At 69.4% G+C, this 23,381-nt stretch carries 20 protein-coding genes; 17 read left to right on the forward strand and 3 right to left on the reverse strand.

What is annotated here, in order from left to right:
* Position 1: 1 nt before the first annotated feature.
* The 8 genes from WBA97_RS12385 to WBA97_RS12420 all read left to right on the forward strand — a co-directional run bounded on the left by WBA97_RS12385 (position 2) and on the right by WBA97_RS12420 (position 8,239).
* Entirely contained in the window at positions 2 to 973 is a 972-nt protein-coding gene (locus WBA97_RS12385) for a carbohydrate ABC transporter permease (protein ID WP_424230907.1), read from the forward strand.
* Positions 970 to 1,893: a carbohydrate ABC transporter permease gene (locus WBA97_RS12390; protein WP_424230908.1), complete on the forward strand. Its 924-nt coding sequence runs from the start codon at positions 970 to 972 to the stop codon at positions 1,891 to 1,893. The genes WBA97_RS12385 and WBA97_RS12390 overlap by 4 nt, the downstream gene beginning before the upstream one ends.
* Positions 1,894 to 1,998: 105 nt before the next feature.
* Positions 1,999 to 2,280: a hypothetical protein gene (locus WBA97_RS12395; protein ID WP_424230909.1), complete on the forward strand. Its 282-nt coding sequence runs from the start codon at positions 1,999 to 2,001 to the stop codon at positions 2,278 to 2,280.
* Positions 2,273 to 2,908: a DUF6879 family protein gene (locus WBA97_RS12400; protein WP_424230910.1), complete on the forward strand. Its 636-nt coding sequence runs from the start codon at positions 2,273 to 2,275 to the stop codon at positions 2,906 to 2,908. Before WBA97_RS12395 ends, WBA97_RS12400 begins: the two co-directional genes overlap by 8 nt.
* An 86-nt stretch (positions 2,909 to 2,994) precedes the next feature.
* Positions 2,995 to 3,705: a DUF6082 family protein gene (locus WBA97_RS12405; RefSeq protein WP_424230911.1), complete on the forward strand. Its 711-nt coding sequence runs from the start codon at positions 2,995 to 2,997 to the stop codon at positions 3,703 to 3,705.
* 151 nt (positions 3,706 to 3,856) lie between these two features.
* Entirely contained in the window at positions 3,857 to 5,125 is a 1,269-nt protein-coding gene (gene ftsY, locus WBA97_RS12410) for a signal recognition particle-docking protein FtsY (RefSeq protein WP_424230912.1), read from the forward strand.
* A gap of 11 nt (positions 5,126 to 5,136) precedes the next feature.
* Positions 5,137 to 5,712, forward strand: coding sequence for a nitroreductase family protein (locus WBA97_RS12415; RefSeq protein WP_424230913.1), 576 nt, complete (start codon positions 5,137 to 5,139; stop codon positions 5,710 to 5,712).
* A 421-nt stretch (positions 5,713 to 6,133) separates the two neighbouring features.
* Positions 6,134 to 8,239 carry an alkyl/aryl-sulfatase gene (locus WBA97_RS12420; RefSeq protein ID WP_424230974.1) on the forward strand — a complete coding sequence of 702 codons (2,106 nt, stop codon included), beginning with the start codon at positions 6,134 to 6,136 and terminating at the stop codon, positions 8,237 to 8,239.
* Positions 8,240 to 8,329: 90 nt separating this feature from the next.
* Here the strand turns inward: WBA97_RS12420 and WBA97_RS12425 are convergent, their stop codons facing one another.
* Positions 8,330 to 8,566 (reverse strand): hypothetical protein, encoded by a 237-nt coding sequence (locus tag WBA97_RS12425; protein WP_424230914.1) that lies wholly within the window; start codon positions 8,564 to 8,566, stop codon positions 8,330 to 8,332.
* Between the two features lie 57 nt (positions 8,567 to 8,623).
* Between WBA97_RS12425 and aceB the strand changes: the two genes are divergently transcribed.
* Genes aceB through alc form a run of 4 tightly spaced genes read left to right on the forward strand, consistent with a single transcriptional unit; the run spans position 8,624 to position 13,860 of the window.
* On the forward strand, positions 8,624 to 10,189 hold the full coding sequence (gene aceB, locus WBA97_RS12430) for a malate synthase A (RefSeq protein ID WP_424230915.1): 1,566 nt from the start codon (positions 8,624 to 8,626) through the stop codon (positions 10,187 to 10,189).
* Between the two features lies 1 nt (position 10,190).
* Entirely contained in the window at positions 10,191 to 11,420 is a 1,230-nt protein-coding gene (locus WBA97_RS12435) for a DUF6986 family protein (RefSeq protein WP_424230916.1), read from the forward strand.
* Positions 11,417 to 12,772 carry an allantoinase AllB gene (gene allB, locus WBA97_RS12440; RefSeq protein WP_424230917.1) on the forward strand — a complete coding sequence of 452 codons (1,356 nt, stop codon included), beginning with the start codon at positions 11,417 to 11,419 and terminating at the stop codon, positions 12,770 to 12,772. The genes WBA97_RS12435 and allB overlap by 4 nt, the downstream gene beginning before the upstream one ends.
* Complete coding sequence (gene alc / locus WBA97_RS12445) at positions 12,772 to 13,860, forward strand: allantoicase (RefSeq protein WP_424230918.1); 1,089 nt, start codon at positions 12,772 to 12,774, stop codon at positions 13,858 to 13,860. Before allB ends, alc begins: the two co-directional genes overlap by 1 nt.
* Before the next feature lie 582 nt (positions 13,861 to 14,442).
* Here the strand turns inward: alc and WBA97_RS12450 are convergent.
* Positions 14,443 to 15,645 carry a helix-turn-helix domain-containing protein gene (locus tag WBA97_RS12450; protein WP_424230919.1) on the reverse strand — a complete coding sequence of 401 codons (1,203 nt, stop codon included), beginning with the start codon at positions 15,643 to 15,645 and terminating at the stop codon, positions 14,443 to 14,445.
* A gap of 264 nt (positions 15,646 to 15,909) precedes the next feature.
* On the opposite strand from WBA97_RS12450, the gene WBA97_RS12455 reads away from it, so the two are divergent.
* Positions 15,910 to 17,391: a bifunctional phosphatase PAP2/diacylglycerol kinase family protein gene (locus tag WBA97_RS12455; RefSeq protein ID WP_424230975.1), complete on the forward strand. Its 1,482-nt coding sequence runs from the start codon at positions 15,910 to 15,912 to the stop codon at positions 17,389 to 17,391.
* A 14-nt stretch (positions 17,392 to 17,405) separates the two neighbouring features.
* Here WBA97_RS12455 and WBA97_RS12460 read toward each other — a convergent pair whose 3' ends face one another.
* Complete coding sequence (locus WBA97_RS12460; RefSeq protein WP_424230920.1) at positions 17,406 to 18,002, reverse strand: (2Fe-2S)-binding protein; 597 nt, start codon at positions 18,000 to 18,002, stop codon at positions 17,406 to 17,408.
* A gap of 171 nt (positions 18,003 to 18,173) precedes the next feature.
* On the opposite strand from WBA97_RS12460, the gene WBA97_RS12465 reads away from it, so the two are divergent.
* Genes WBA97_RS12465 through WBA97_RS12480 form a run of 4 tightly spaced genes read left to right on the forward strand, consistent with a single transcriptional unit; the run spans position 18,174 to position 23,333 of the window.
* Entirely contained in the window at positions 18,174 to 19,499 is a 1,326-nt protein-coding gene (locus tag WBA97_RS12465; protein ID WP_424230921.1) for an ammonium transporter, read from the forward strand.
* A gap of 3 nt (positions 19,500 to 19,502) precedes the next feature.
* Positions 19,503 to 19,841, forward strand: a complete 339-nt coding sequence (locus tag WBA97_RS12470; protein WP_378058400.1) for a P-II family nitrogen regulator — start codon at positions 19,503 to 19,505, stop codon at positions 19,839 to 19,841.
* Positions 19,841 to 22,297: a [protein-PII] uridylyltransferase gene (locus WBA97_RS12475; RefSeq protein ID WP_424230922.1), complete on the forward strand. Its 2,457-nt coding sequence runs from the start codon at positions 19,841 to 19,843 to the stop codon at positions 22,295 to 22,297. The genes WBA97_RS12470 and WBA97_RS12475 overlap by 1 nt, the downstream gene beginning before the upstream one ends.
* A gap of 46 nt (positions 22,298 to 22,343) precedes the next feature.
* Positions 22,344 to 23,333: a hypothetical protein gene (locus WBA97_RS12480; RefSeq protein ID WP_424230923.1), complete on the forward strand. Its 990-nt coding sequence runs from the start codon at positions 22,344 to 22,346 to the stop codon at positions 23,331 to 23,333.
* The last annotated feature ends 48 nt before the right edge of the window (positions 23,334 to 23,381 follow it).

Below are 23,381 nucleotides of genomic sequence, written 5' to 3' on the forward strand. Positions count from 1 at the left end.
AGTGGCGCGTAAGCAAGCCGTACACGGGCGGGCCTCGAAACCGGGGCCCGCCCTGCAGCACGGCAAGTACCGGTTCATCGTGGCGTTCCTGCTGGTGCCGGTCGGGATCTACGGGTTCTTCGTGGTCTCGCCCTACCTGCAGGCGATCTACATCTCCCTGACGGACTGGACAGGTCTGACGGCGAGCCAGAAGTGGGTCGGCTTCGACAACTACGTGAAGCTGTTCAATGACGATCAGTTCCTGATAGCGCTGAAGAACAACGCCATCCTGCTGCTCGTCGTGCCCGCCGTGACCGTGCTGCTTGGACTGTTCTTCGCCTCGATGCTGACCGTCGGGCGGCGCGGCAAGTCCGGCGTGGAGGGCGTGCGCGGGTCGTCGGTCTACAAGATCGTCTACTTCTTCCCGCAGGTGCTGTCGGTGGCGATCGTCGGCGTGCTGTTCAAGTACGTCTTCGCCCCGACCGAGGCGGGCGGCATCCTCAACGGCTTCCTGCGCGCGATCGGCCTCGACGCGATCGCCCTGCCGTGGCTCGGCGACCCGAACTTCGCGTTCTGGTGCGTCGTCGTGGTGATGATCTGGTCGTTCGTCGGGTTCTACGTGGTGCTGTTCTCCGCGGCGATGCAGGCCATCCCGAAGGACATCTTCGAGGCGGCACTGCTCGACGGCGCGAACCGGTACACCACCTTCCGGCACGTGACGCTGCCGCTGGTGTGGGACACCGTGCAGGTCGGCTGGGTGTACCTGGCGATCCAGGCCATGGACGCGTTCGCCTTCGTGCACATCATGCTCGGCATCTCCGGCGGCCCGTCCCGCGCCGGTGACGTGCTGGGTGTGGCGCTGTACCGCACCGCCTTCAACGACTACCGGTTCGGTCAGGCCTCCGCACTGGGCGTGATCCTGCTGATCCTGACGCTGATCGTCGCGGTGCTGTTCCTGCGGGTGGCCCGGCGGGAACGGGTGGAGCTGTCATGACGACCACTGTCGAACGTCCGGTCGCCGAGACCCCGGCCCCGCGTCCCCGCGGCGAGGGCGCCGGCGTCGGAACGGGCGCGCTCAACCTGCTGAACGGCGGGTTCCTGCTGTTCTGGGGCCTGCTCACGGTGCTGCCGCTGCTGTGGGCGGTCCTGTCGTCGTTCAAGACGAACACCGAGTTCCTTTCCGACCCGTGGGGCCTGCCCGCGGTGGCGCGGTTCGACAACTTCGCGCGCGCGTGGACTGTCGCCAACATCGGGCAGTACTTCGTGAACAGCCTCATCGTGGTGGTCATCTCGGTGCCGCTCACCATGTTGCTCGGCGCGATGGCCGCCTACGTGCTGTCGAGGTACACCTTCCCCGGCAACCGGTTGATCTACTTCGCCTTCGTCGGCGGGATGATCTTCCCGGTGTTCCTGGCGCTCGTGCCGCTGTTCTTCGTGGTGCGCAACCTGGGCACGATCCCGTTGATCGGGGAGTTCCTCGGCCTCAACAGCCTGTTGTCGCTGGCACTGGTGTACGCCGCGTTCTCCATGCCGTTCACGGTGTTCTTCCTGACCGCGTTCTTCCGCACACAGCCGACGTCCATCGCCGAGGCGGCGATCGTCGACGGGTGCTCGCACTTCGGGCTGTTCTTCCGCGTCATGCTCCCGATGGCGAAGCCGGGCCTGATCAGCATCGGCCTGTTCAACGTGCTGGGCCACTGGAACCAGTACGTGCTGCCGGTGGTGCTGATGAACGAACCGGACAAGAAGGTCCTCGCGCAGGGCCTCGCGTCGCTGGCGATCAGCCAGGGGTACCGCGGCGACTGGACGGCGTTGTTCGCCGGTCTGGTGATCGCGCTGCTGCCGGTGCTGATCGTGTACGTCCTGTTCCAGAAGCAGGTCCAGGCCGGTCTCACCGCAGGTGTACTGAAGTAGCATTTGATATTCAGCCGAACAAGTGATTCTCCGATGCTGTAGTTGCTCCATTCCGTATCGCTGCGGATACTCCAGGTATCTGCAAATTGCGAGACGGGAATTGCCATGGAGATCGGCAGAGGGTGGGAAGCGAATCCCGAGGCGACGTTCGCCCGTCGTCTCGGGGAAAATCCAGCGAGCCTGCCAGGTCCGCCGACCAACGGTAAGCAAGGCTGCCCGGACATCTGGGAGATGTCGAACGGGGATGTAGCGGTGATCGGGCGTGACCTCACCGAGGCGTATATCGGCCGCATGCCCGATGGGGTGAACGTCGTGCACGACGAGCGTCTCGTGGTGATTCCCCGCGTCATGATCGTCGCGGCCAAGAAGGACATTCCCGATGCTTGACCGGGTTCGGGGCGTGCCGGGTGACGTGCTCCGGCCCACCCGGGCGTATCTCGACGACTCGAGCCGCTACTGGCCGCGGATAGCACGGTTCGACAAGCTGGAGCGGATCCAGCACTTTCGGGAGCCGTACGACGAGAGCTGGCAGGCGTTCGCGGCAGGGCGGTGGCAGGAGTCCCTGGAACTCACCGAACGGAATCGGCCGAACGTGGTCGCGGAGTTCGCCGAGGACGCGCGGTTGGGTTATCACTCGTACCGGGTGCGGGTGGTCGAATTTCCCATCGACCCGTATCTGCAGTGGGAGATGCACCGGTTCAAGGTCCGCGTGGAATGTGGGGAGAACATTCGCATAGTCCGCCCGGATGCCGTCGCCAGCTTCGAACGTGATGGCAGCGTGCCAGAACTGATCTTCATGGATTCGCTGGCGATGTACGAAGTTCTATACGACGACACCGGACTCCTGGCCGGTGGTCGTAAATTCACTGACCCGGACCTGATCGCCCGCTGCCTGGCGGAGGTGCGGGCGTTGCACGCCGGCGGCGAGGAATTCCAGGCCTTCTTCGACCGCGAGATCGCGGCCCTGCCGCCGCCGGTGGTCGAGTCCGAACTCACCCGTTCACCGGGTCGGTGACGCGAACGAGGCGGCCTCGGTCGGCCCGGATGCCGACGGGCAGAACGGTGCTCCTGGCCGGAATACTGCTGCTTGTGATCGCCTCGATGGGTTTGGTCGTGCTCTCGCCGCTGGCACTCCGCGCCTATGACAGTGGCGACGATGTCGACTGGAAGCGGTTGAACGAGATCGGCGGCACCTACGGTGCTGTCTCGGCCGTGGTCGCGACGGTCGCCTTGCTCGGCGTGATGATCTCGCTGGTGATCCAGAACCGCGAAGTCAGGGAAGCACGCAGGAACGCACGTCGTGCGCATCACGTGGAGCTGATGCGGATGGCGATGGATGATCCCCGTTACATGGAGTGCTGGGGGCCGTACCTGACGAACTCCTTCACCGAGGAGACTCAGTACACGTACGTCAACCTGATCGTCGCGCACTGGTTTGCGGAGTACGACGTCGGCGAGCTGACGGACACGTTGCTCCGGGCCATGACGACCAACGTGTTCGCGAGTGGACCCGGGCGCCACTACTGGGAGAGGACCGGGACGTTCTGGCGTGACAACTACCCGGGCATGCGGGCGCGCCGCTTCCACCAGGTCATCGAGGAGACGTATCAGGACGCGATCAGGACTCCGCCCGTGAGTCCGCCAGACTTTTCCGCGCGGAATGGGGTCGAGCCCGCCGTACTCTCACCGGGCCTCGTCGACCAGCTTCGCCCGGACCGCTCACGGGCGAAGGTGCTGGCCGCGGCGGGCAGTGGCGCCGCGTTCGCGTTGATCGTGGTCCAGGTCCTACGCCGGGTGCTACGCCGTCCCTGACTTGTGGCCAACTCCTGCCGCGTGGCCCCATCGAGGAGCGGCTCCGACACGCTGGGGACACACGTTTCGGATACTTCCGTTCGTGGTCGTGTGAAGGCAGGCCGTCTCGACCGCTGATACCGCTGTCGTGGGGTGATGCGAGGATGGCGGCGTGTCGAGCACCGTGATAGTGATCATCGTCGCCGTAGTCGTGCTGCTCGCGCTCGCCGTGGTGGCGGGCGTGGTGCTGAACCGCAGGCGGCGGATCAACCTGACGGAGAAGCCGCGGGTCGAGGAGAAGCCCGTCAAGGGCGGCTACCAGACCGGCGGCGGCATCAACCTCACACAGGGCGGCACCAAGGCGCCCGCACCACCCGACGAGGTCGTCGAGGCCGAGCCCGAGGAGGCCGAGGCCGCCATCGAGGCCGGTCCCGAGGTCGTCCCGGCCGAGCCCGCGATCGTCGACGAGGTCGCGCCGACCGCGCCGCCGGAGCCCATCGAGGAGATCGAGCCGACCGCCGGGCGGCTGGACCGGCTCCGCGGCCGTCTGTCCCGCTCGCGTTCCACCTTCGGTCAGGGCCTGCTCGGCCTGCTCGGCGCCGGTGACCTCGACGAGGACTCCTGGACCGAGGTCGAGGACACCCTTCTGCTCGCCGACCTGGGCGCCGCCACCACCACGGAGATCGTCGAGCGGCTCAGGGAGGAGCTGGTCTCCCGCAAGGTCCGCACCCCGGAGGCGGCCCGCGCCCTGCTCCGCGACGTGCTCGTCGACGCGCTGCACCCCGACATGGACCGTGCCGTCCGCGCGCTCCCGCACGAGGTCGACGGCACCAAGCTCCCCGCGGTCGTGCTGGTCACCGGCGTCAACGGCACCGGCAAGACGACCACCACGGGCAAGCTCGCGCGTGTGCTCGTCGCGGACGGGCGCACGGTCATGCTCGGCGCGGCCGACACGTTCCGCGCGGCCGCCGTCGAGCAGCTCGCCACCTGGGCCGAGCGGGTCGGGGCCGAGGTCGTGCGTGGCAAGGACGGCGCCGACCCGGCCGCAGTCGCGTTCGACTCGGTCAAGCGCGGGGTCGAGGCCGGGGTGGACGCGGTCCTCGTCGACACCGCGGGCCGCCTGCACACCAAGACCGGCCTGATGGACGAGCTGGGCAAGGTCAAGCGCGTGGTCGAGAAGCAGACCAAGGTCGACGAGGTCCTGCTGGTCCTCGACGCCACCACCGGCCAGAACGGCCTCACCCAGGCCCGCGTGTTCGCCGAGGTGGTGGACATCACCGGCATCGTGCTCACCAAGCTCGACGGCACCGCAAAGGGCGGCATCGTCTTCCAGGTGCAGCGTGAGCTGGGGGTGCCCGTCAAGCTCGTCGGACTCGGCGAAGGCGCCGACGACCTGGCACCATTCGAGCCGGGGGCGTTCGTCGACGCGCTCCTGAACTGAGGGGAGCAGCGATGGAGTTCCAGGACGTGGTGCGCAAGCGCCGGATGGTGCGCAATTTCCATGCCGACCGGCCGGTGCCGAAGGAGAGCCTCGACCGGATCCTGCACAACGCGACCCGCGGCCCGTCCGCCGGGTTCTCGCAGGGACAGGCGTTCCTCGTGCTCGAAGGCGAGGACCTGGCGAAGTTCTGGGCGCTGCGCCCGATGAACAACGGCGTGTCCAACGCGCCGCTGGTGATCGTGCCGTTCGCCTGCAAGCGGGTCTACCTGGACCGCTACGCCGAGCCGGACAAGGGCTGGGCCGACCGCGACGAGTCCCGCTGGCCGGTCCCCTTCTGGCACATCGACACCGGCATGGCGGCGCTGCTGATCCTGCAGACGGTCGTCGACGAGGGCCTCGGTGCCCTGTACTTCGGCATCATGCCCGACAACGTGGCCCCGTTCCGCGAGCAGTACGGCGTCCCCGACGACCACGAGCCGATCGGCGCGATCGCCATCGGCTACTCCGACGAGCCCGAGCAGTCCGGCTCCCCAAGGAAACGCGGCCGCCGCGAAACAGCTGACGTAGTGCACTACGGCCGCTGGTGAACTGGACACCACGCCCTGCCCTGTCCTGTGGATCTGGGTACGAGGGCCTGGGCTTGGCCAACAGTGACCTCAGGGGAACGTGACGTCACCTACAGAACTCGCAGCGACACACTCCAAGGACGAGCGCGCCTGTCAGTGTCTGTGTCAGAGCCCGACGCTGTCCTCGGCGTAGGTCGCCTGCTCCCATTCCAGTCATCCACTCTTCGCGGAACCCAAGGTCACGATCTGGCCGGCGTGAGTCTGAGGGTGAGTTTCTGGATCCAAACCAAACCACCCAAGGGAAGGTTTCAGCAGGCGGACACGATCGGACAGCGGAAAAACGGCCCGCTGACCTGCTCCACTGATTCAACGGGCCGTTTGGCATTAACGGGGCGCTTCTCGAAGCGCCGCAGAAGAGCACACAAAGCAAGAATTGAACTGGGTGTCACGTTGCGTGTTGATGGGCCCGCTCCCTGAGCAGTCTCTCCTTTCGTCCTTGGTGCTGCCTAGACAGTCCGAACTGGACGGTGACCGTCAGGAGGTGCGGGCGCGATCAGGGGCCAGTAGCGTGACCGGTGAGGGGCGTGCCCAAGGCTGGGTCGTGGCAACAGTGCCGATGCGCCCGGTTGGGGGGTCCCCCATGCCTTATCGCCCGAAGGACGCAACGCCTGTCACGGCCTCGGTCAACAGCGCAGCGGAGTCTTTCTATCCGATGGATGACCGTGACGATTTCGCCCAAGCTCGTCGAGGCTTGGTGGCGCCGATCCCCAATGGCCGGGTCGTCGGTGACGACGGGAAGGTGGTCTTCGACCTTGCGGACTTCGCGTACCTCTCTGACGATGCTCCGAGACCGGACACTGTCGATGCGAGCTTGTGGCGGACCTCCCAGGTCATCCACGAGGGCGGCCTGTACAAGGTCGTGGACCGCATTTACCAGGTCCGCAACAATGACATCGCGAACCTGACCATCATCGAGGGCGACGACGGGCTGATCGTCATCGACTGCACGACAGGTGTGGAGCCGGCCGCTCAGGGGATGGCCCTGTTCCGTGAACACGTGGCCGACAAGCCGGTCGCGGCGGTGATCTACACACACACGCACGTCGACCACTACGGCGGCGTGAAAGGTGTGGTGGACCCGGCGGACGTCGCCTCGGGCAAGGTACCGATCATCGCGCCGGGCACGATCGCATCGTTCGACAAGTTCGCGATCGGCGAGAACGTGATCGCCGGCAACGCGATGTCGCGCCGTGCCATGTACGCGTTCGGCAACCTGCTCGACCGTGAGCCGAAGCAGTTCGTCACCCTCGGCGCGGGGATCGGGAACGGCAGGCACCTGACGATCACCTACCTATCCCCGACAGACCCGATCACCGAAACCGGGCAGACCCGCACCATCGCCGGCCTGACCTTCGAGTTCCTCTATGCCCCGGACACCGAGGCGCCCGAGGAGATGCACATCTGGATCCCGGAGTTGAAGGCGCTGACCTGCGCCGAGAACGCGAACCACTGCCTGCACAACATTCAGACGCTTCGGGGGGCGCGTACCCGCGACGCCCGCAACTTCGCCCGCTACCTCGACGAAACGCTGGAGCGGTGGGGCGACCAGGTCGAGGTCCACTTCGGACCCCACTCGTGGCCGGTGTGGGGCAACGAGAACATCGTCCGGTTCCTCGAGGACCAGCGCGACATGTACAAATACATCCACGACCAGGCGCTGCGGCTGGCCAACAAGGGTTACACCCCGCTGGAAGCCGCCGAGGTGATCGCCCTGCCGCACGAACTCGCACACAAGTGGTACAACCGCCAGTACCACGGCACCGTTCACCACGACGTGCGTGGCGTGTTCACCAAAGAACTCGGCATGTGGGACGGGGACCCGGTGTCCCTGCACCCCCATATTCCGGTCGAGTCGGCCAGACGCTATGTGGACCTGATCGGCGCCGACGCCATCCTCGAGGAGGGCAGGCGGGCCTTCGGTGAGGGCGACTACCGGTGGGTGGCCGAGATCCTGCACAAGCTCGTCTTTGCCCAGCCCACCAACCAGGACGCGAAGAACCTGCAGGCCGACGCGTATGAGCAGATGGGCTACCAGACCGAGGCGCCGCAATGGCGCGGCATCTTCCTCACCGCCGCCCGCGAACTCCGCGAAGGCGTCCTGGAAGCGTCGTTCACGACCGCATCACCGGACACCTTGATGGCCATGCCGTTGGACGTGCTGTTCGACTTCGCCGGCGTGCATGTAATCGGCGACCAGGCCGTCGACACCGATCTACGTATCGATTTCGCCTTCACCGACGTCGATCAGACTTGGACTGTCTGGGTCAAACGAGGCGTGCTCAACGCACGCGTCGGCGCGTCCCCGGATACCCAACTCACCGTGTCCGGGCCCAAGGCGGCACTCATCGGCGTCGTGCTCAAGCCCACCGCCGGGCACCAACTCGCCCAGGCCGGAAAGATCCAGCTCGACGGCGACGCTGCCGCTCTGGAGAACCTCGCGGCCGTGATGGACGAGTTCAACCCGGACTTCAACATCGTCACCCCCTGACCCACCAGCAGCACCTGACCAACATCGTCGAGTCCAGCGCACCCGAGCTACTGCGATGCTTCGGGATCGGACCAGACACCGGCGTGCCGGTCACCTCGCGGACGAGTCGAGCGGCACCGCCTCGGCCGGGAAGACCACCGGCACATCGGCCGGGAGGTCGAGAGGTGCGCTCATGTCACGCCGGGCCGCCTGGTACGCGGTGTAGTAGTGGTCGACCGGCAGCACGGTGACGTGCTCGTGCCGGAGTAGTGGGCGCAGGTCCACGGCCAGTGCCCGCTCCGCGTCGACCGGCTCCGCCACGACGAGCGCGCAGATGGCGTGACCCATGGCCAGACCATACGACAGGCCGTGCGCCATGGCCGGTGGTGAACCTAGGGTGTAGCCATGGTCGACATCCAGGTTCTCGGCGGCGCCGTCGAGCGAAGCGCGGAGATTCTCACCCCAGGGGCACTCGAGTTCCTCGCCGGTCTGCACGAGCGGTTCGCGGACCGTCGCGACGAGTTGGTGGCGGCCCGCGCGGCCAGGCGCGAGGAGGCCTCCCGCACCGGGCGTCTCGATTTCCTTGAGTCGACCCGCGACGTCCGTGAGTCCGACTGGCGGGTGGCGGAAGCCCCGGCGGACCTGCGGGACCGACGGGTCGAGATCACCGGCCCGACCGAGCGCAAGATGGCGATCAACGCGCTCAACTCGGGCGCCAAGGTGTGGCTCGCCGACCTGGAGGACGCCAACACCCCGCACTGGCACAACGTGGTCGGCGGTCAGGTCAACCTCGCCGACGCGGTCCGCAAGACCATCGCGTTCACCTCGCCGGAGGGCAAGAGCTACGCCCTCAACGGCGACAGGCACGCGGTCATCGTGATGCGGCCCCGCGGCTGGCACCTCGACGAGCGCCACCTCACCTTCGACGGCCGCCGCGCGGTCGGCGCGCTCGTCGACTTCGGGCTCTACTTCTTCCACAACGCGCAGGAGCTGCTGGACCGCGGCAGCGGCCCGTACTTCTACCTCCCGAAGATGGAGTCCCACCTGGAGGCCCGCCTCTGGAACGACGTCTTCACCCACGCGCAGGAAGCGCTGGGCATCCCGCACGGCACCGTCCGCGCGACCGTCCTGATCGAGACCATCCCGGCCGCGTTCGAGATGGAGGAGATCCTCTACGAGCTGCGTGACCACATGTCCGGCCTCAACGCGGGCCGCTGGGACTACCTGTTCAGCATCATCAAGTACTTCCGCGACGCGGGCCCGGACTTCACGCTGCCCGACCGCAACGACGTCACCATGACCGCGCCGTTCATGCGTGCCTACACCGAACTGCTGGTCCGCACCTGCCACCAGCGGGGCGCGTTCGCGATGGGCGGCATGGCCGCGTTCATCCCCAACCGCCGGGACCCGGAGGTCACCGAGAAGGCCCTGGCGAAGGTCCACGACGACAAGCGCCGCGAGGCAGGCGACGGCTTCGACGGGTCCTGGGTGGCGCACCCGGACCTCGTGTCGATCTGCGACGAGGAGTTCACCTCGGTCCTCGGCGACGACCCGAACCAGCTGGGCAAGCTCCGCGCGGAGGTCGAGGTGACCGCCGACCAGCTGCTGGACGTCAGGTCCACGCCGGGCCAGGCCACCGCGGCGGGTCTGCGCGCTGCGGTGGACGTCGGCGTCCGCTACCTCGCGTCGTGGCTGGGTGGCAACGGCGCCGCCGCGATCCACAACCTCATGGAGGACGCGGCCACCGCCGAGATCTCCCGGTCGCAGGTGTGGCAGTGGGTGCGCAACGAGGTCAAGCTCGACACCGGCGACACCGTCACCGCCGACCTGGTGCGTGGACTGCTGGCCGACGTGCGTGAGTCACTGAGCGGCATCGACCACCTCGAGCCCGCGTGTGAGCTGTTCGAGCAGGTCGCGCTGGCCGACGACTTCCCGGACTTCCTGACGCTGCCCGCCTACGAGCGGATCTGAGGTGCGCACGTCCCTGGACGGGTCGCTGCTCACCGGGATCGCCGCCCGGCTGTCCGATGTGGACGCCGCGCGGGCGGCGCGGTACCCCGGGGACGCGGGCGGCAGGCAGCCCGTGCACACGTGCTACGTCCCGGCGGACCGGGTCACCGGCGACCTGCCTGCCCAGTGGGGTGCGGCCGCCATCGAGGCGCTGGAGGAGCACGCGCCCGGCCCGCACGCGTTCGCCGAGGTGCTCGGCCTGCCGCCGGAGCTGGCCGGACCGGTGCACGAGAAGGTGGTCGCGAAGCTCACCAGTGAGCCCGTCGAGGACCTGCGCATCGACTTCGAGGACGGCTACGGGCTGCGGCCCGGCACCGACGAGGACGACGACGCGGTCCGCTGTGCCGGCCTGGCCGCCACACTCGGCGTCCCGTGGGTCGGCATCCGGTTCAAGTCGTTCGAGCTGTTCGAGCGGGGTGCCCGCACCCTCGACCTGTTCCTGACCCGGCTGGCCGAGATGCCGGACGGCCTCGTGCTGACCTTCCCGAAGGTCACCGCGGTCGAGCAGGTGGCCGCGCTGGTGGAGCTGCTCGAGGTGCTGGAGGACCGGCTCGGGCTGCCTGCGGGCCGGTTGCGGTTCGAGATCCAGATCGAGACCACGCAGTCCATAGTGGACGACACGGGCGGGTTCGCGATCCCGAGGTTCATCACCGAGGGCAGGGGCCGGGTGTCGGGTCTGCACTTCGGCACCTACGACTACACGGCCGCGTGCGGGCTGTCCGCGTCCGAGCAGCACCTCGGGCACGCGGCGTGCGACTTCGCCAGGCACGTCATGCAGGTAAGCGCCGCGGGCACCGGGGTGCGGCTGTCGGACGGCTCGACCAACGTGCTGCCGGTCGGCGGCCGCGAGTCCGTGCACGCGGCATGGCGCACGCACTTCGGGTTCACGCTGCGGTCGCTGACGCACGGCTTCTACCAGGGCTGGGACCTGCACCCCGCGCAGCTCGTCACGCGCTACGCCGCCAACTACACCTTCTACCTCGGCAACGCCGCCGCGGACGCCAAACGTTTGCGTGCCTACGTGGAGAAGGCCGACGCGGGCGTGCTGGACGAGCCCGCCACCGCGCAAGCGCTTGCGATGTCGATGCGGCGGGGGATGGACTGCGGCGCGCTGTCCCCGGCCGACGTCGAGGAGCTGTGCGGGTTGTCCGAGTCGGAGCTGGGCAGACTGGTCCGCAGGGAGTCCTTGTGACACAACCGGAACTCGTCATCCGCGCCGCCCGGATGATCACTCCCGCCGGTGTGCGCCCCGGCGCGGTGGGCATCGCGGGCGGCGTGATCGTCGCGGTCGAACCGGAGCTGGACGGGCCCGTGTTCGTCGACCTCACCGAGGACGAGGTGCTGCTGCCAGGCCTGGTCGACACCCACGTGCACGTCAACGACCCCGGCCGCACCGAGTGGGAGGGCTTCGCGACCGCCACCCGCGCCGCCGCGGCGGGCGGGGTCACCACGATCGTCGACATGCCGCTCAACAGCGTGCCGCCCACGACCGACGTGGCCGCGCTGGATGTCAAGCGCGCCACCGCGTTCGGCCAGACCCATGTCGACGTCGGGTTCTGGGGCGGTGCCGTGCCGGGCAACCTGGCGGAGCTGCCCGCGTTGCACGAGGCGGGTGTGTTCGGCTTCAAGTGTTTCCTGCTCCACTCGGGCGTCGACGAGTTCGGGCACCTGTCCACGGGTGAGCTGCGCGCGGCGATGGAGGTGCTTGCCGGCATCGACGCGCTGCTGATCGTCCACGCCGAGGACCCGGACCTGATCGAGCACGCGCCGGCACCACACGGCCGCGCCTACGGCGACTTCCTCGCTTCCCGCCCGAAGGAGGCCGAGCACCGCGCGATCGCGACGCTGATCGACCTCGCGCGGCGCACCGGCGCCCGCGTGCACGTACTGCACCTGTCGTCGGCGGGCGCGCTGCCGATGATCGCCGCCGCGCGCCGCGACGGGGTGCCGATCACCGTCGAGACCTGCCCGCACTACCTCACCCTGACCGCGGAGGAGATCGCGGACGGCGCCACGCAGTTCAAGTGCTGCCCGCCGATCCGTGACGCGGCCAACCAGGACGCGCTGTGGCAGGGCCTCGCCGACCGGGTGATCGACTGCGTGGTGAGCGACCACTCGCCGTGCACCGCCGACCTGAAGCGCTTCGACACCGGCGACTTCGGCCAGGCGTGGGGCGGCATCGCCGGGCTGCAGCTGGGACTGCCCGCGATGTGGACGGCGGCGCGGCGCCGCGGTGTGGCGCTGACCGAGGTGGTGCGGTGGATGTCGTCGGCGCCATCGGAACTGGCCGGGCTGACCGGCAAGGGCGCGATCGAGGTCGGGCGGGACGCGGACCTGTGCGTGTTCGCCCCGGCCGAGGAGTTCACTGTGGACGCGGCGGAACTGTTCCACCGCAACGCGGTCTCGGCCTACCACGGACGAACACTGACCGGGGTCGTGCGTCGCACCTGGCTGCGTGGCCGCGAGATCACCGGCGAGACCCCACTGGGACAACTCCTGGGGGCCGACCCCCAGACCCCCGACGGAAGGCTGCTGGAGCGTTGATGGACTTCATCGGACTGCCCGATCTCGCCTCGCGACGGCTGGGCGGCAGCGTGCTGTCGGCGAACGACGAGCTGTTCGCCGAGCGGGAGAACCTGATCCGCCCGCAGGAGCCGGTGTTCCAGGCGGCCACGTTCGGCCACAAGGGACAGCTCTACGACGGCTGGGAGACCCGGCGGCGCCGCGAGCCGGGCGTGGACCATGCCGTGGTCCGGCTGGGTTTGCCCGGCGTGGTCCACGGGATCGTCGTGGACACCGCGTTCTTCACCGGCAACTACCCGCCGTTCTGCTGGGTCGATGCCGCCTCCGTCGACGGCTACCCGTCACCGGCCGAGCTGGACGCGGCGGACTGGCAACCGCTCGTGCCGCGTTCTCCCTTGCTTGGCAACACGAAGAACCCGTTCGAGGTCGAGGACCCCCGGCGGTTCACACATGTGCGGCTGACCATCGACCCGGACGGCGGCGTCGCGCGGCTGCGCGTGCACGGCACACCGGTGGCCGATCCGAGGTTCCTCGACCTGGCGTCGCTTGACCTCGCGGCACTGGAGCACGGCGCGTCGATCGACGGCTGCAGCAACATGTTCTACTCCTCGCCCGCGAACCTGATCTCGCCCGGTTTCGCGCAGGTGATGGGGGAGGGCTGGGAGACCGCGCGGCGCCGGGACGAGGACAACGACTGGGTGTCCGTCGTGCTCGCGGCCGAGGGCGCCGTGCGCATGGCCGAGCTGGACACCAGTCACTTCAAGGGAAACGCGCCGGGATGGGCCTCGCTCGCGGGCCGCGTGGGTACGGAATGGGTGGAGCTGCTGGGCAGGACCCGCCTGCAACCGGACACCCGGCACCGCTTCCGCCTCGCCGGTCCCGCCGTCACCCACGTCCGCATGGACGTCTATCCGGACGGTGGCATGGCCCGCCTTCGCCTGCACGGCGCGCTGACGGAAGCGGGTCAGACGGACCTGGTGTGCCGGTGGCTCAACAGCCTTCCTGAGCACCAGGCGATCGCCGCGCTGATCGAGGCCGGCCTGCCGGAGCAGGTGGCCGCCGAGCAGGTGTCGGCGCGGCCCTTCACCGAGATCCCGATGGCCCACTGACGCACAGGACGCGCACAGAAAATGCGCGTTCTGCTGGCCACGTCACGCCCCGCTCGCCGATGATCACGCGTCGCGTGTCGACCGCAGCACATGGCAGGCGTCACTCTTCCCGATTCCAGACCTGGTGATGGGGCGGCCCCGCCTATGTCCCAGAGCGTGACAGCCGCTGGCCCCCAGCAGTCCGAGCACGGCATCGCCCGGTACGCGCTGCCCATCAGGTGACTGCGGATCACCACCACGTCCGCGGCACTGTCATCCCACATCCACACGGCGCTCACGATGTCGGGCGCCTGATCGACACCCGGCGCCCACCGGTGGATCGTCCAGCTGCGATCGCGCATCTGCTGGATCAGGGCCTTCACAGCGGGGCTCGGGTCGGCCAGGGTCATCGCCGCCACCAGCCCGACGCGGACCGTGCCGAACTCTCCACCCCGACCGATGACAGACGCCGGAGCGCGCCCAAGCGCGTCCTATACGGACTGTCCGTTCGACCCGACAATGTGGTCACCTCCCGTTGATGGGACGTGACGCTAAGTCGAAGTGCGGGTCAGGTGTCCACTGCCTGTTGACGCCGGATCAGGTTCACCCGCTTGGGGCAACGCCCATCCGATAGGCGAGACCACGCAGATCGCGGCCGCCAGCGTCCCGCCGCGCCCATGCAAGCAGGCCAGCCACAGCTTCACGTACGAAGACGTTGGATCGGACCTGGTGGGGTGTCAGCTCCTCCGCCTTGAGCAGTGCGCGCAATCCTTCGTCGCGGGTCCGCTTCTCCTGGACAAGTGCGCGCCCAAGATCCATCCAGTAGGCGCCCCGCCGGGACACGGGTAGGTCGCGCCAGTCGAACGTCTTGGCGATCTCGGCGACCCGGCCGCCGTAGCCCAGCTCAACACCGATGGATATCCGCCACACGCCGGTGTTCGGCTTACCGAAGTTCAGGGTGTAGTGGCCCCAGGTGCTTTGCGGGGCGTCCAGGTGGTCGGCCATCCTGTCCGCCTCGGCGAGATGTGTCTCGGCCGTCTCCTGGTCACCCTGCGCGGCGGTGGCGAGCGCGGCCGTCAGGTGTCCCATCCCGCGGCTTTCCAGCCGGGCGCCGGGCGCATCAGCGGCTGCCAGGGCCAGCTTGTACTGGCGAGGTCGAGACATGCTCGACATGAACTGTGCCCGCGCCCATGTGGCCACGCCGAGCCATTCGGCGTCGCCCAGGGTCTCGGCCGCGGCCTGGATGCGCTCAGCAGCGACGAGACCGAGATGCCGCGCACCAAGCCACGACGCCATGTTGCCGGACGCGTGGTAGACGGCGATCAGGCCGACCAGGGCGTCGGCGCGGTGGTCGTCGTCTGCCGCGTAGGTCAGCAAGTCGTGGAGCAGGCCGGGCAGGATGGCGCCCTGCTGGTCGAAGTCCGCGCGCGGTCGCAAATCCCGGGTGAGGGTGTCCAGCTCGGCAGCTACTTGCCCCCACGGGCGAGCTGGGCGGTCGTCCGGGACTTCGCCGGGCCACCACTCGGTCAGTGCGGCTTCCAGACCGTCCAGCGCCGCGTGGGCCGCCGTGCTGGTTGGTGAGACCGGCGAGTGTTGACGACCGTCGAGGTCGGTTGGAGAGACCCTCAACGCGGTTGCGAGCGCCTCAAGGACAGACCGTTTGGTGACAGCGCGGTCCCCTAATTCGATCATGCTCAAGTACTGCTTTGACATCCCTGCCAGTCCGGCTACAGCGGTCACCGTCATGCCGCGCCATTCCCGGAGTTCGCGGACTCGGAGGCCGATTTGTGCGTCTTCGATGTCCATCGCGGGACCTGCCCATCGTCGCCGAGGTGGACCTCTCGCGGCCCCGCCCGTCGACCGGGGGGCACTACCTCGGCGAGAGGTACGCAGTCCAGGCTACGCCGCGATCCGTGCCCAAGTCAGGTCGGCATGTTCGATCTGCCGTTCTGTACAAGGCCAGGAGCCCAGCCTGGCGGCAGGTGGTCCGGGCGGCCTCGACGGGCGGTGGTTCGTCACCGACTGAGGTTTCGGTCGGGCCGCCTGCGGTATACCTCGCCGGTGCGGAACATGTTCAGGCGCCGCTACCGCCGGGTGAGTCGGTTCGACGCCGAACTCGTCCGGCGCAGCGGACACCTTCCCCCGACTCCGGCCGACCGGGGCTTCCAGCTGCTCGGCCGTGCCGCGAACCACCGCACGCTGTGGTTCGCGATCGCCGCCCTGCTGATCGGCAAGAAGGGCGCCACCCGCCGTGCCGGGCTGCGTGGCGTCGCCGCCATCGGCTTCGCGAGCCTGGCCGCGAGCGGCGTCGGCAAGCGCCTGTTCCCGCGCCGCCGCCCGGCCGCCGAACTGCTGCCGATCTACCGCCGCATGACGAAACGACCGACGTCGTCGTCCTTCCCGTCCGGGCACGCGGCGTCGGCCTTCGCGTTCGCGTCGGCCGTCGCCATGGAGCACCGCGGCGCGGCGGGCGCCGTGCTGCCGCTGGCCGCGGCCGTCGGCTACAGCCGTGTCCACACCGGTGTGCACTGGCCGACGGACGTCGTCGCGGGCGCGGCCATCGGCGTGGGTGCCGCGTACGCGACCCGTCACTGGTGGCCGCACCAGAACAGCCTGCCCGACGGTCCGCAGCGCCGCGACACCGCGGCCGAGCTTGGCGACGGGGAAGGGCTCGTGCTCGTGGTGAACCCGGGCGCTGGCTCGAGCGGCGAGGCCGGTGAGGAGGTCCGCAAGGCGTGGCCGCGCGCGGACGTCATCGAGATCCTTCCCGACGTCGACGTGATCGCCGAGCTGACGAAGAAGGTCGAGAACGGCACCGACAACGGCGAGGTCCGCGCGATCGGCGCGGTGGGTGGCGACGGCACGGTCGCGTGCGTGGCCGGGGTGGCCGTCGAGCACGGACTGCCGCTGGTGCTGGTCCCGGCGGGCACCCTCGACCACTTCGCCCGCGACGTCGGCATCGAGAACCTCGACGAGGCGCAGGCGGCGACCCGCGCGGGCTCGGTCGTGGTCTGCGACGCGGCCGAGGTCGAGGTGGCCAGCCGCAGCGGCGACACCGAACGGGTGGTTTACGTGAACACCGCGAGCCTCGGTGGCTACCCGGAAACCGTGCGGCTGAGGGAGAAGCTGCAGACGCGCTGGTCCAAGTGGGCGGCCGTGCTGCTCGCGACCACCCGCACCCTGCGCACCGCCAAGCCGATGAAGATCACGCTGAACGGGCACCGGCGACTGGTGTGGATGCTGTTCGTCGGCAACGGTCCCTACGAGCCGAAGGGCTTCGGCGCGGCCCGCCGCCCTTCGCTCGCGTCGGGGCTGCTCGACGTGCGGTACCTGCGTGCCGACCTGCCGTACTCCCGCGCGCGGTTCCTGCTCGCCTCGCTCACCGGCACGCTGAGCACGTCTCACGTGTACCGGCACGCTGAGGTGCCGGAGGTGGACGTGGTGCTGCTGGACGGCAACCGCAGGATCGCGCTGGACGGCGAGGTCGGCCCACTCGGCAGCCGCTTCTCCTTCCGCGTCCGCGAAGCCGCGCTGCCGGTCTACGTCGGCTGAGCCGCCGCCGGGGGTCAGCCGCCGAGTGCGGCCCGCAACCGTCGCAACCGATCGTCGGGTCTCTGACGGGGGCAGCTGACGCATTTCTGCTGCCCCGGCGCCTCGTACACGAGGCAACACGACGCCCGCCGAACGGCGTGCTGCCCGCCGACCGTCACGTAACGCGGCACAGGGAACCGTCCGTCGGCCGCCAGCGCGACCGCATGACCGGCGGAACCACCCGCCCACAGCACCCGGTTGGCCAGCGAGTCGGTCGCGATCGCCCACAGCGAGCGGGGCGCGGCGCCGGACATGGCAGCCACGGCGGACACACACGCCGCGACAACACCGGCGACGCGCTCCTCGGCCGCCGACCGTGCCACGGTGGACGAGGAACGGGCGTCGAGCACCCGCCCGTCGTGGTGCACGAACAGCGTCATCGAGGCCAGCGCCGGATCGGCCACGGCGCCGCCGCGCACGTACGACTCGGCCACCGGCCCGAGCAGCACCGAGCAGGCCGAGTACCACCAGAGCACGCCGGTCGTGGTCTCGTCGGTCAGCCGGAACCGGCTCGCCGTCGCGGACAGCGCGCCGGTGAGCCATTCGGGGTCGGTGACCGCCTCGGCGGGCACGGGCTGCAGAGCGGTGATACCGCGAGGGTAGTTGCGACCGGTTCGGAAACCTGCTCGTAACACGAACACTCGGACAGTTCACCGGTGTGAAACACAGCACGCGATCCTGCGAAACCTGGTTTTTAAATGCTCCTCGCAAGTCGGATGGCCGCGAAGGCAGAGGAGGAAAGCGTGGAAGGGAACACGGCCTGGTTGCTCACCAGTGCCGCCCTGGTGCTCTTGATGACACCGGGGTTGGCGTTCTTCTACGGTGGCATGGTGCGCGCGAAGAGCGTGCTGAACATGCTGATGATGTGCTTCGGAGCAATCGCCGTCGTCGGCGTGCTGTGGGTCATCTACGGTTACTCGCTCACCTTTGGCGACGACGTCGCCGGTGGGCTCTTCGGTGACGTCACCCAGTACCTCGGCCTCTCCGGGCTGATCGGCAACGAGGACGCGCTCACCACCACGGCCTTCGTCGCCTTCCAGGGAATGTTCGCGGTCATCACCGTCGCGCTCATCGCGGGTGCGATCGCCGACCGCGTGCGGTTCAGCGCGTGGCTGGTGTTCGCGGGCATCTGGGCCACGATCGTGTACTTCCCGGTCGCGCACTGGGTGTTCGACTTCAGCAACGACTCCGGGCACGTCGGCGGCTGGATCGCCAACAACCTGGTGGCGTTCGACTTCGCCGGTGGCACCGCGGTCCACATCAACGCCGGTGCGGCGGCGCTCGCGCTCGCCATCGTGGTCGGCAAGCGGCGCGGCTGGCCAAAGGAGCCGATGAAGCCGCACAACCTGCCGTTCGTGATGCTCGGCGCCGCGCTGCTGTGGTTCGGCTGGTTCGGGTTCAACGCCGGTTCCGCGCTGGCGGCCAACGGTCTCGCGGGTGTCGCGTTCATCAACACCTTCACCGCCACCGCGGCGGCGATCATCGGCTGGCTGATCATCGAGCGCCTCCGTGACGGGCACGCCACGAGCCTCGGCGCCGCGTCCGGTGTCGTCGCCGGTCTCGTCGCGATCACCCCGGCCTGTGCGTTCGTCGACACCTGGGGCGCACTGCTCATCGGTGTCCTCGCCGGTGGCCTGTGCGCACTCGCGGTCGGCCTCAAGTACCGGCTCGGCTACGACGACTCGCTCGACGTCGTCGGGGTCCACCTGGTCGGCGGCCTGTGGGGCACACTGGCGATCGGCCTCTTCCAGACCACCTACGTCAACGACACGGGTGTCAACGGCCTGTTCTACGGCGGCGGGCTCTCGCAGCTGGGCAAGCAGGCGGTCGGCGCGTTCGCCGTGCTCGCGTACTCGTTCATCGTCACCCTGATCATCGGTTACCTGATCAAGGTCACGATGGGTCTGCGGGTCACCGACGAGGAGGAGGTCACCGGCATCGACGAGGCGGAGCACGCCGAGAGCGCGTACGAGTTCTCCGGTGTGCGCAGCGGGTCGTCCTCGATCTCCAGGGCCGCGGACGCCTTGTCCGGTAACAAGGTCCCGGCAAGCGCGAGCAAGGAAGGCTGAACCATGAAGCTGGTGACGGCGATCATCAAGCCGTTCACGCTCGATGACGTCAAGGCCGCACTGGAACAGGTCGGTGTGCTGGGCATGACCGTCAGCGAGGTGCAGGGCTACGGCCGGCAGAAGGGCCACACCGAGGTCTACCGGGGTGCCGAGTACTCGGTCGACTTCGTGCCGAAGGTGCGGGTCGAGGTCCTCGTCGACGACACGCTGGGCGACAAGGTGGTGGAGGCCGTGGTCGAAGCCGCACGGACCGGCAAGATCGGCGACGGCAAGGTCTGGGTCACGCCGGTGGACACCGTGGTCAGGGTGCGCACCGGAGAGCGCGGCACAGACGCGCTCTGATGACGCCTCAGGGGGAGGGGGCGGCCGGCCGCGAGGTCCCGGCCGCCCCCACTGCCGCCGACCTGGTGCTGGCCCGCGACCGGCTGCTGGGCCGGGGTGCGTCGCGGAGCGTGCGGAGCGAGCCGTCAGCCACACCGCACCAGGCGGGCAGGCTCGGCCCGGACGTCCTGCGGGAGGCCCTGACCGACCTGCACGAGTTCTGGCTCACCGTGCACGCCGCGCAGGCAGGCATCGGCTCCGAGGTGACCGGCATCGCGCTGGTCGCCGTCGGCGGGCTCGGGCGGCGCGAGCTGGTGCCGTACTCGGACCTGGACCTGGTGCTCGTCCACGACGACGCGAAGGCGAGCAAACGCGGCGGCCGCATCGAGAAGGTCGCCGAGCAGCTCTGGTACCCGCTGTGGAACTCGGGCGTCGGTCTCGACCATTCGGTGCGGACCGTGTCCGAGGCGCTCGACGTGGCCGAGGACGACCTGCGCACCGCGATGGGTCTGCTCGACACCAGGCACCTCGCCGGTGACGCGGACCTGACACGCGGGCTCGCCGAGGCCGCGCGGGACGCGTGGCGCACCGGGGTGCGGCGGCGGGTGGACGACATCGTCGACTCCGCGCGGGCCAGGTGGCAGCGCAGCGGCGAGGTCGCGCACTGGGTGGAACCCGATCTGAAACACGGCCGCGGCGGCCTGCGTGACCTGGCGATGCTCGACGCGCTCGCCCTCGCGCAGCTGGTCGACCGGCCCTCCGGCGAGGTGTCGCAGGCACGCAAGCTGCTCCTGGACACCCGTACCGAACTGCGCCGCATCGCGGGCCGACCCCGCGACGTGCTCATGCCGCAGGACGGCGACGAGATCGCCGCCGTGCTGGGCATCGGCGACCGGTTCGCACTGGCCAGGGCCCTGTCCGGGGCCGGGCGCACGGTCGCGTACGCCCTGGACGTGGCGTTCCGCGCGATCCAGCCAGCGCGCCAGACGCGCAAGGTGCTCGGCGTGCTGCGCCGCCAGCCGCAGCGAAGGCCCCTGTCCGAGGGGGTCGTGCTCCACGGCGACGAGGTCACGCTCGCCAGGGACGTCGACCCCGGCAAGGACCCCGCGCTCCTGCTGCGTGTGGCCGCGGCGGCCGCGCGCACCGGCCGTTCGATCGCGCCGGGGGCGCTGTCCCGGCTGGGGGAGTCCGCGCCGGAACCACGCGCGCCGTGGCCCGAGGACGTGCGGCAGGAGCTGGTTGCGCTGCTCGGTGCGGGCGACGGGCTCATCGACGTCATCGAGGCATTGGACCGGACCGGGCTGTGGGCGCGGTTGTTCCCAGAGTGGGGCGCGGTCCGCGACCTGCCGCCCCGCGACGCCGCGCACGTGTGGACCGTGGACCGGCACCTCGTGCAGGCCACCGCCAACGCCGCGAAGCTCGTGACGAGGGTGTCCCGCCCGGACCTGCTGCTGATCGGCAGCGTGCTGCACGACATCGGCAAGGGCCGCGGCCAGGACCACTCGATCGTGGGCGCCGCGCTCGCCACACAGGTGGGAGAACGCCTCGGCCTGCCAGCGCAGGACGTGGCAACGCTGTCCGCGATGGTCCGCCACCACCTGCTGCTCCCGCACACGGCGACCCGTCGCAACATCGAGGACGAGGCGACCGTGCAGCGCGTCGTCGACGCCCTCGGCGGCGACCCGGTGCTGCTGGAGCTGCTCCACGGACTGGCCGAGGTCGACTCGCTCGCGACCGGGCCGGGGGTGTGGTCGGACTGGAAGGCGTCGCTGGTCGCCGACCTGGTGGCGCGGTGCAGGCGGCTCATGGCGGGGGAGCGGCACGAACAGCCAGCCCCGCTGACCTCCGAGCAGCGGGCGCTGGCCGAGACGGTCGCCGCGTCCGGCACACCGGACGTCATCATCGCGTCGGACCGCTCCTACGCGACGATCACGCTCGTGGCGCCGGACCGCCCCGGCCTGCTGTCCAGGGCGGCAGGCGTGCTGGCGCTGCACTCGCTGAAGGTCCACGCGGCCGAGCTGCGTTCCCACGCCGGCGCGGCGGTGGACGTGTTCTCGGTGTCCCCGCGCTTCGGTTCCCTGCCGGACGCGGGCCTGCTCCGCGAACAGTTCACTCGCGCCGTCTCCGGTTCCCTGCCGCTGGCGGAGAAACTGGCGGCCAAGGAACGCGACTACGCCGCCGAGCAGGACGACCCACCGCAGGCCCGCGTCGTCTGGTTCGACGACGAGGCCGACGGCGGCGCCGAGTCCAAGGACGTGGTCCTCGAACTGCGCGCGGCCGACCGTCTTGGCCTGCTGCACGGGCTGGCGGAAGCACTGGAACGCTGCGGCGCCGACGTCCTGTGGGCACGGGCCATGCAGGTGGGTGGCACGGCGATCGCGTCGTTCAGCCTCGCGTCGACCTCACCCGCGAACGGCGACACCACGAGCGAGGACTGGCGCAGGGAGATCGAACGGGCCGTCCTGAACGCCTGCTGACCGGAACCGTCCATGATCACATCGCGTGCCGGATACGATGCGGCGCGTGAGTACGCATCCTGGGGGACCACCACCGCCGTATCCACCGAGACACCAGAACCAGGCAGGGCCACCTCAGCAGTGGCCCCCTCCCCAGCAGGGCAGGCCACCCTGGCCGCACCGCCCGGTGGCCGCGCCACCCTCGGCGGGGCAGCCGTTCCCGGGGCAGCCACCGGTGCCGCCGCCGTTCTCGCCGGTCCGCCCGCCGCTCCCGCCGCCAGCGGGCCCCGTCGCCCAACCCGGCGTCGGACCGTACGCGGGACCGACCGGCGCGTACCAGGGGCAACCCGTCGTCGGGCCGTACGCGGGACCGACCGGCGCCTACCAGCAGCAGGTCGGCGTCGGGCCGTACGCGGACGAGAACGTGGTCATCGACGTCGGCCGCTCCGACGCACGGCACTTCATCGTCGGCTCGCTGATCGGCGCGATCTTCGGCGGCCCGTTGGTCGTGGGGGCGGTCCTGGCTCTCGCCACCGGTGAGTTCCACGTCGGGGTGATCATCATGCTGATCGTCGGTCTGCCGTTGCTGGCCATCCCGGTCATCACGATCCTCGGCGCGAAGGTGTTCTTCCGGCCACGGCACCTGGTGTTCGAGAAGCCCGGCCTGCGGTGGGCGGACCCACGTGGGGTGCCGTGGGCCATGCCGTGGTCCGAGCTTGAGTCGGTGCTCGTGCACGGAGCCGTCTCGTCCGACAGCGGCAAGACGCGGGAAGCGGCCGTCTCCCTGCACCTTTACCCGGTCGACGAGAGCCACGCCGCCCGGCACCCGGAGATGGCGCCCCACTGGAACACCGACGGCGACCGGGGCGTCTACCGGGTCAGGGTCTCCATCTCGAAGAACCACATCCCGAGGATCGACGCCGCCATGAAACGGTTCGCCCCCGGCCTCTACGCGGGTGTGGCCTTCTCCGAGGGCGGGAAAATCATCCCGCTCGACAACCGATATCCGGGCGTCCTCGAAGCCGGGCCGGGAAACCACCCCGGGGGTTCTGAGTAATAACCCCCAACCCGAACCGGGGGACATCGCGCTGCCCCTCGCAGGCGG

The sequence above is a fragment of the Actinophytocola sp. genome (assembly GCF_049647105.1).
In the GTDB taxonomy this organism is placed as follows: Bacteria; Actinomycetota; Actinomycetes; order Mycobacteriales; family Pseudonocardiaceae; genus Actinophytocola.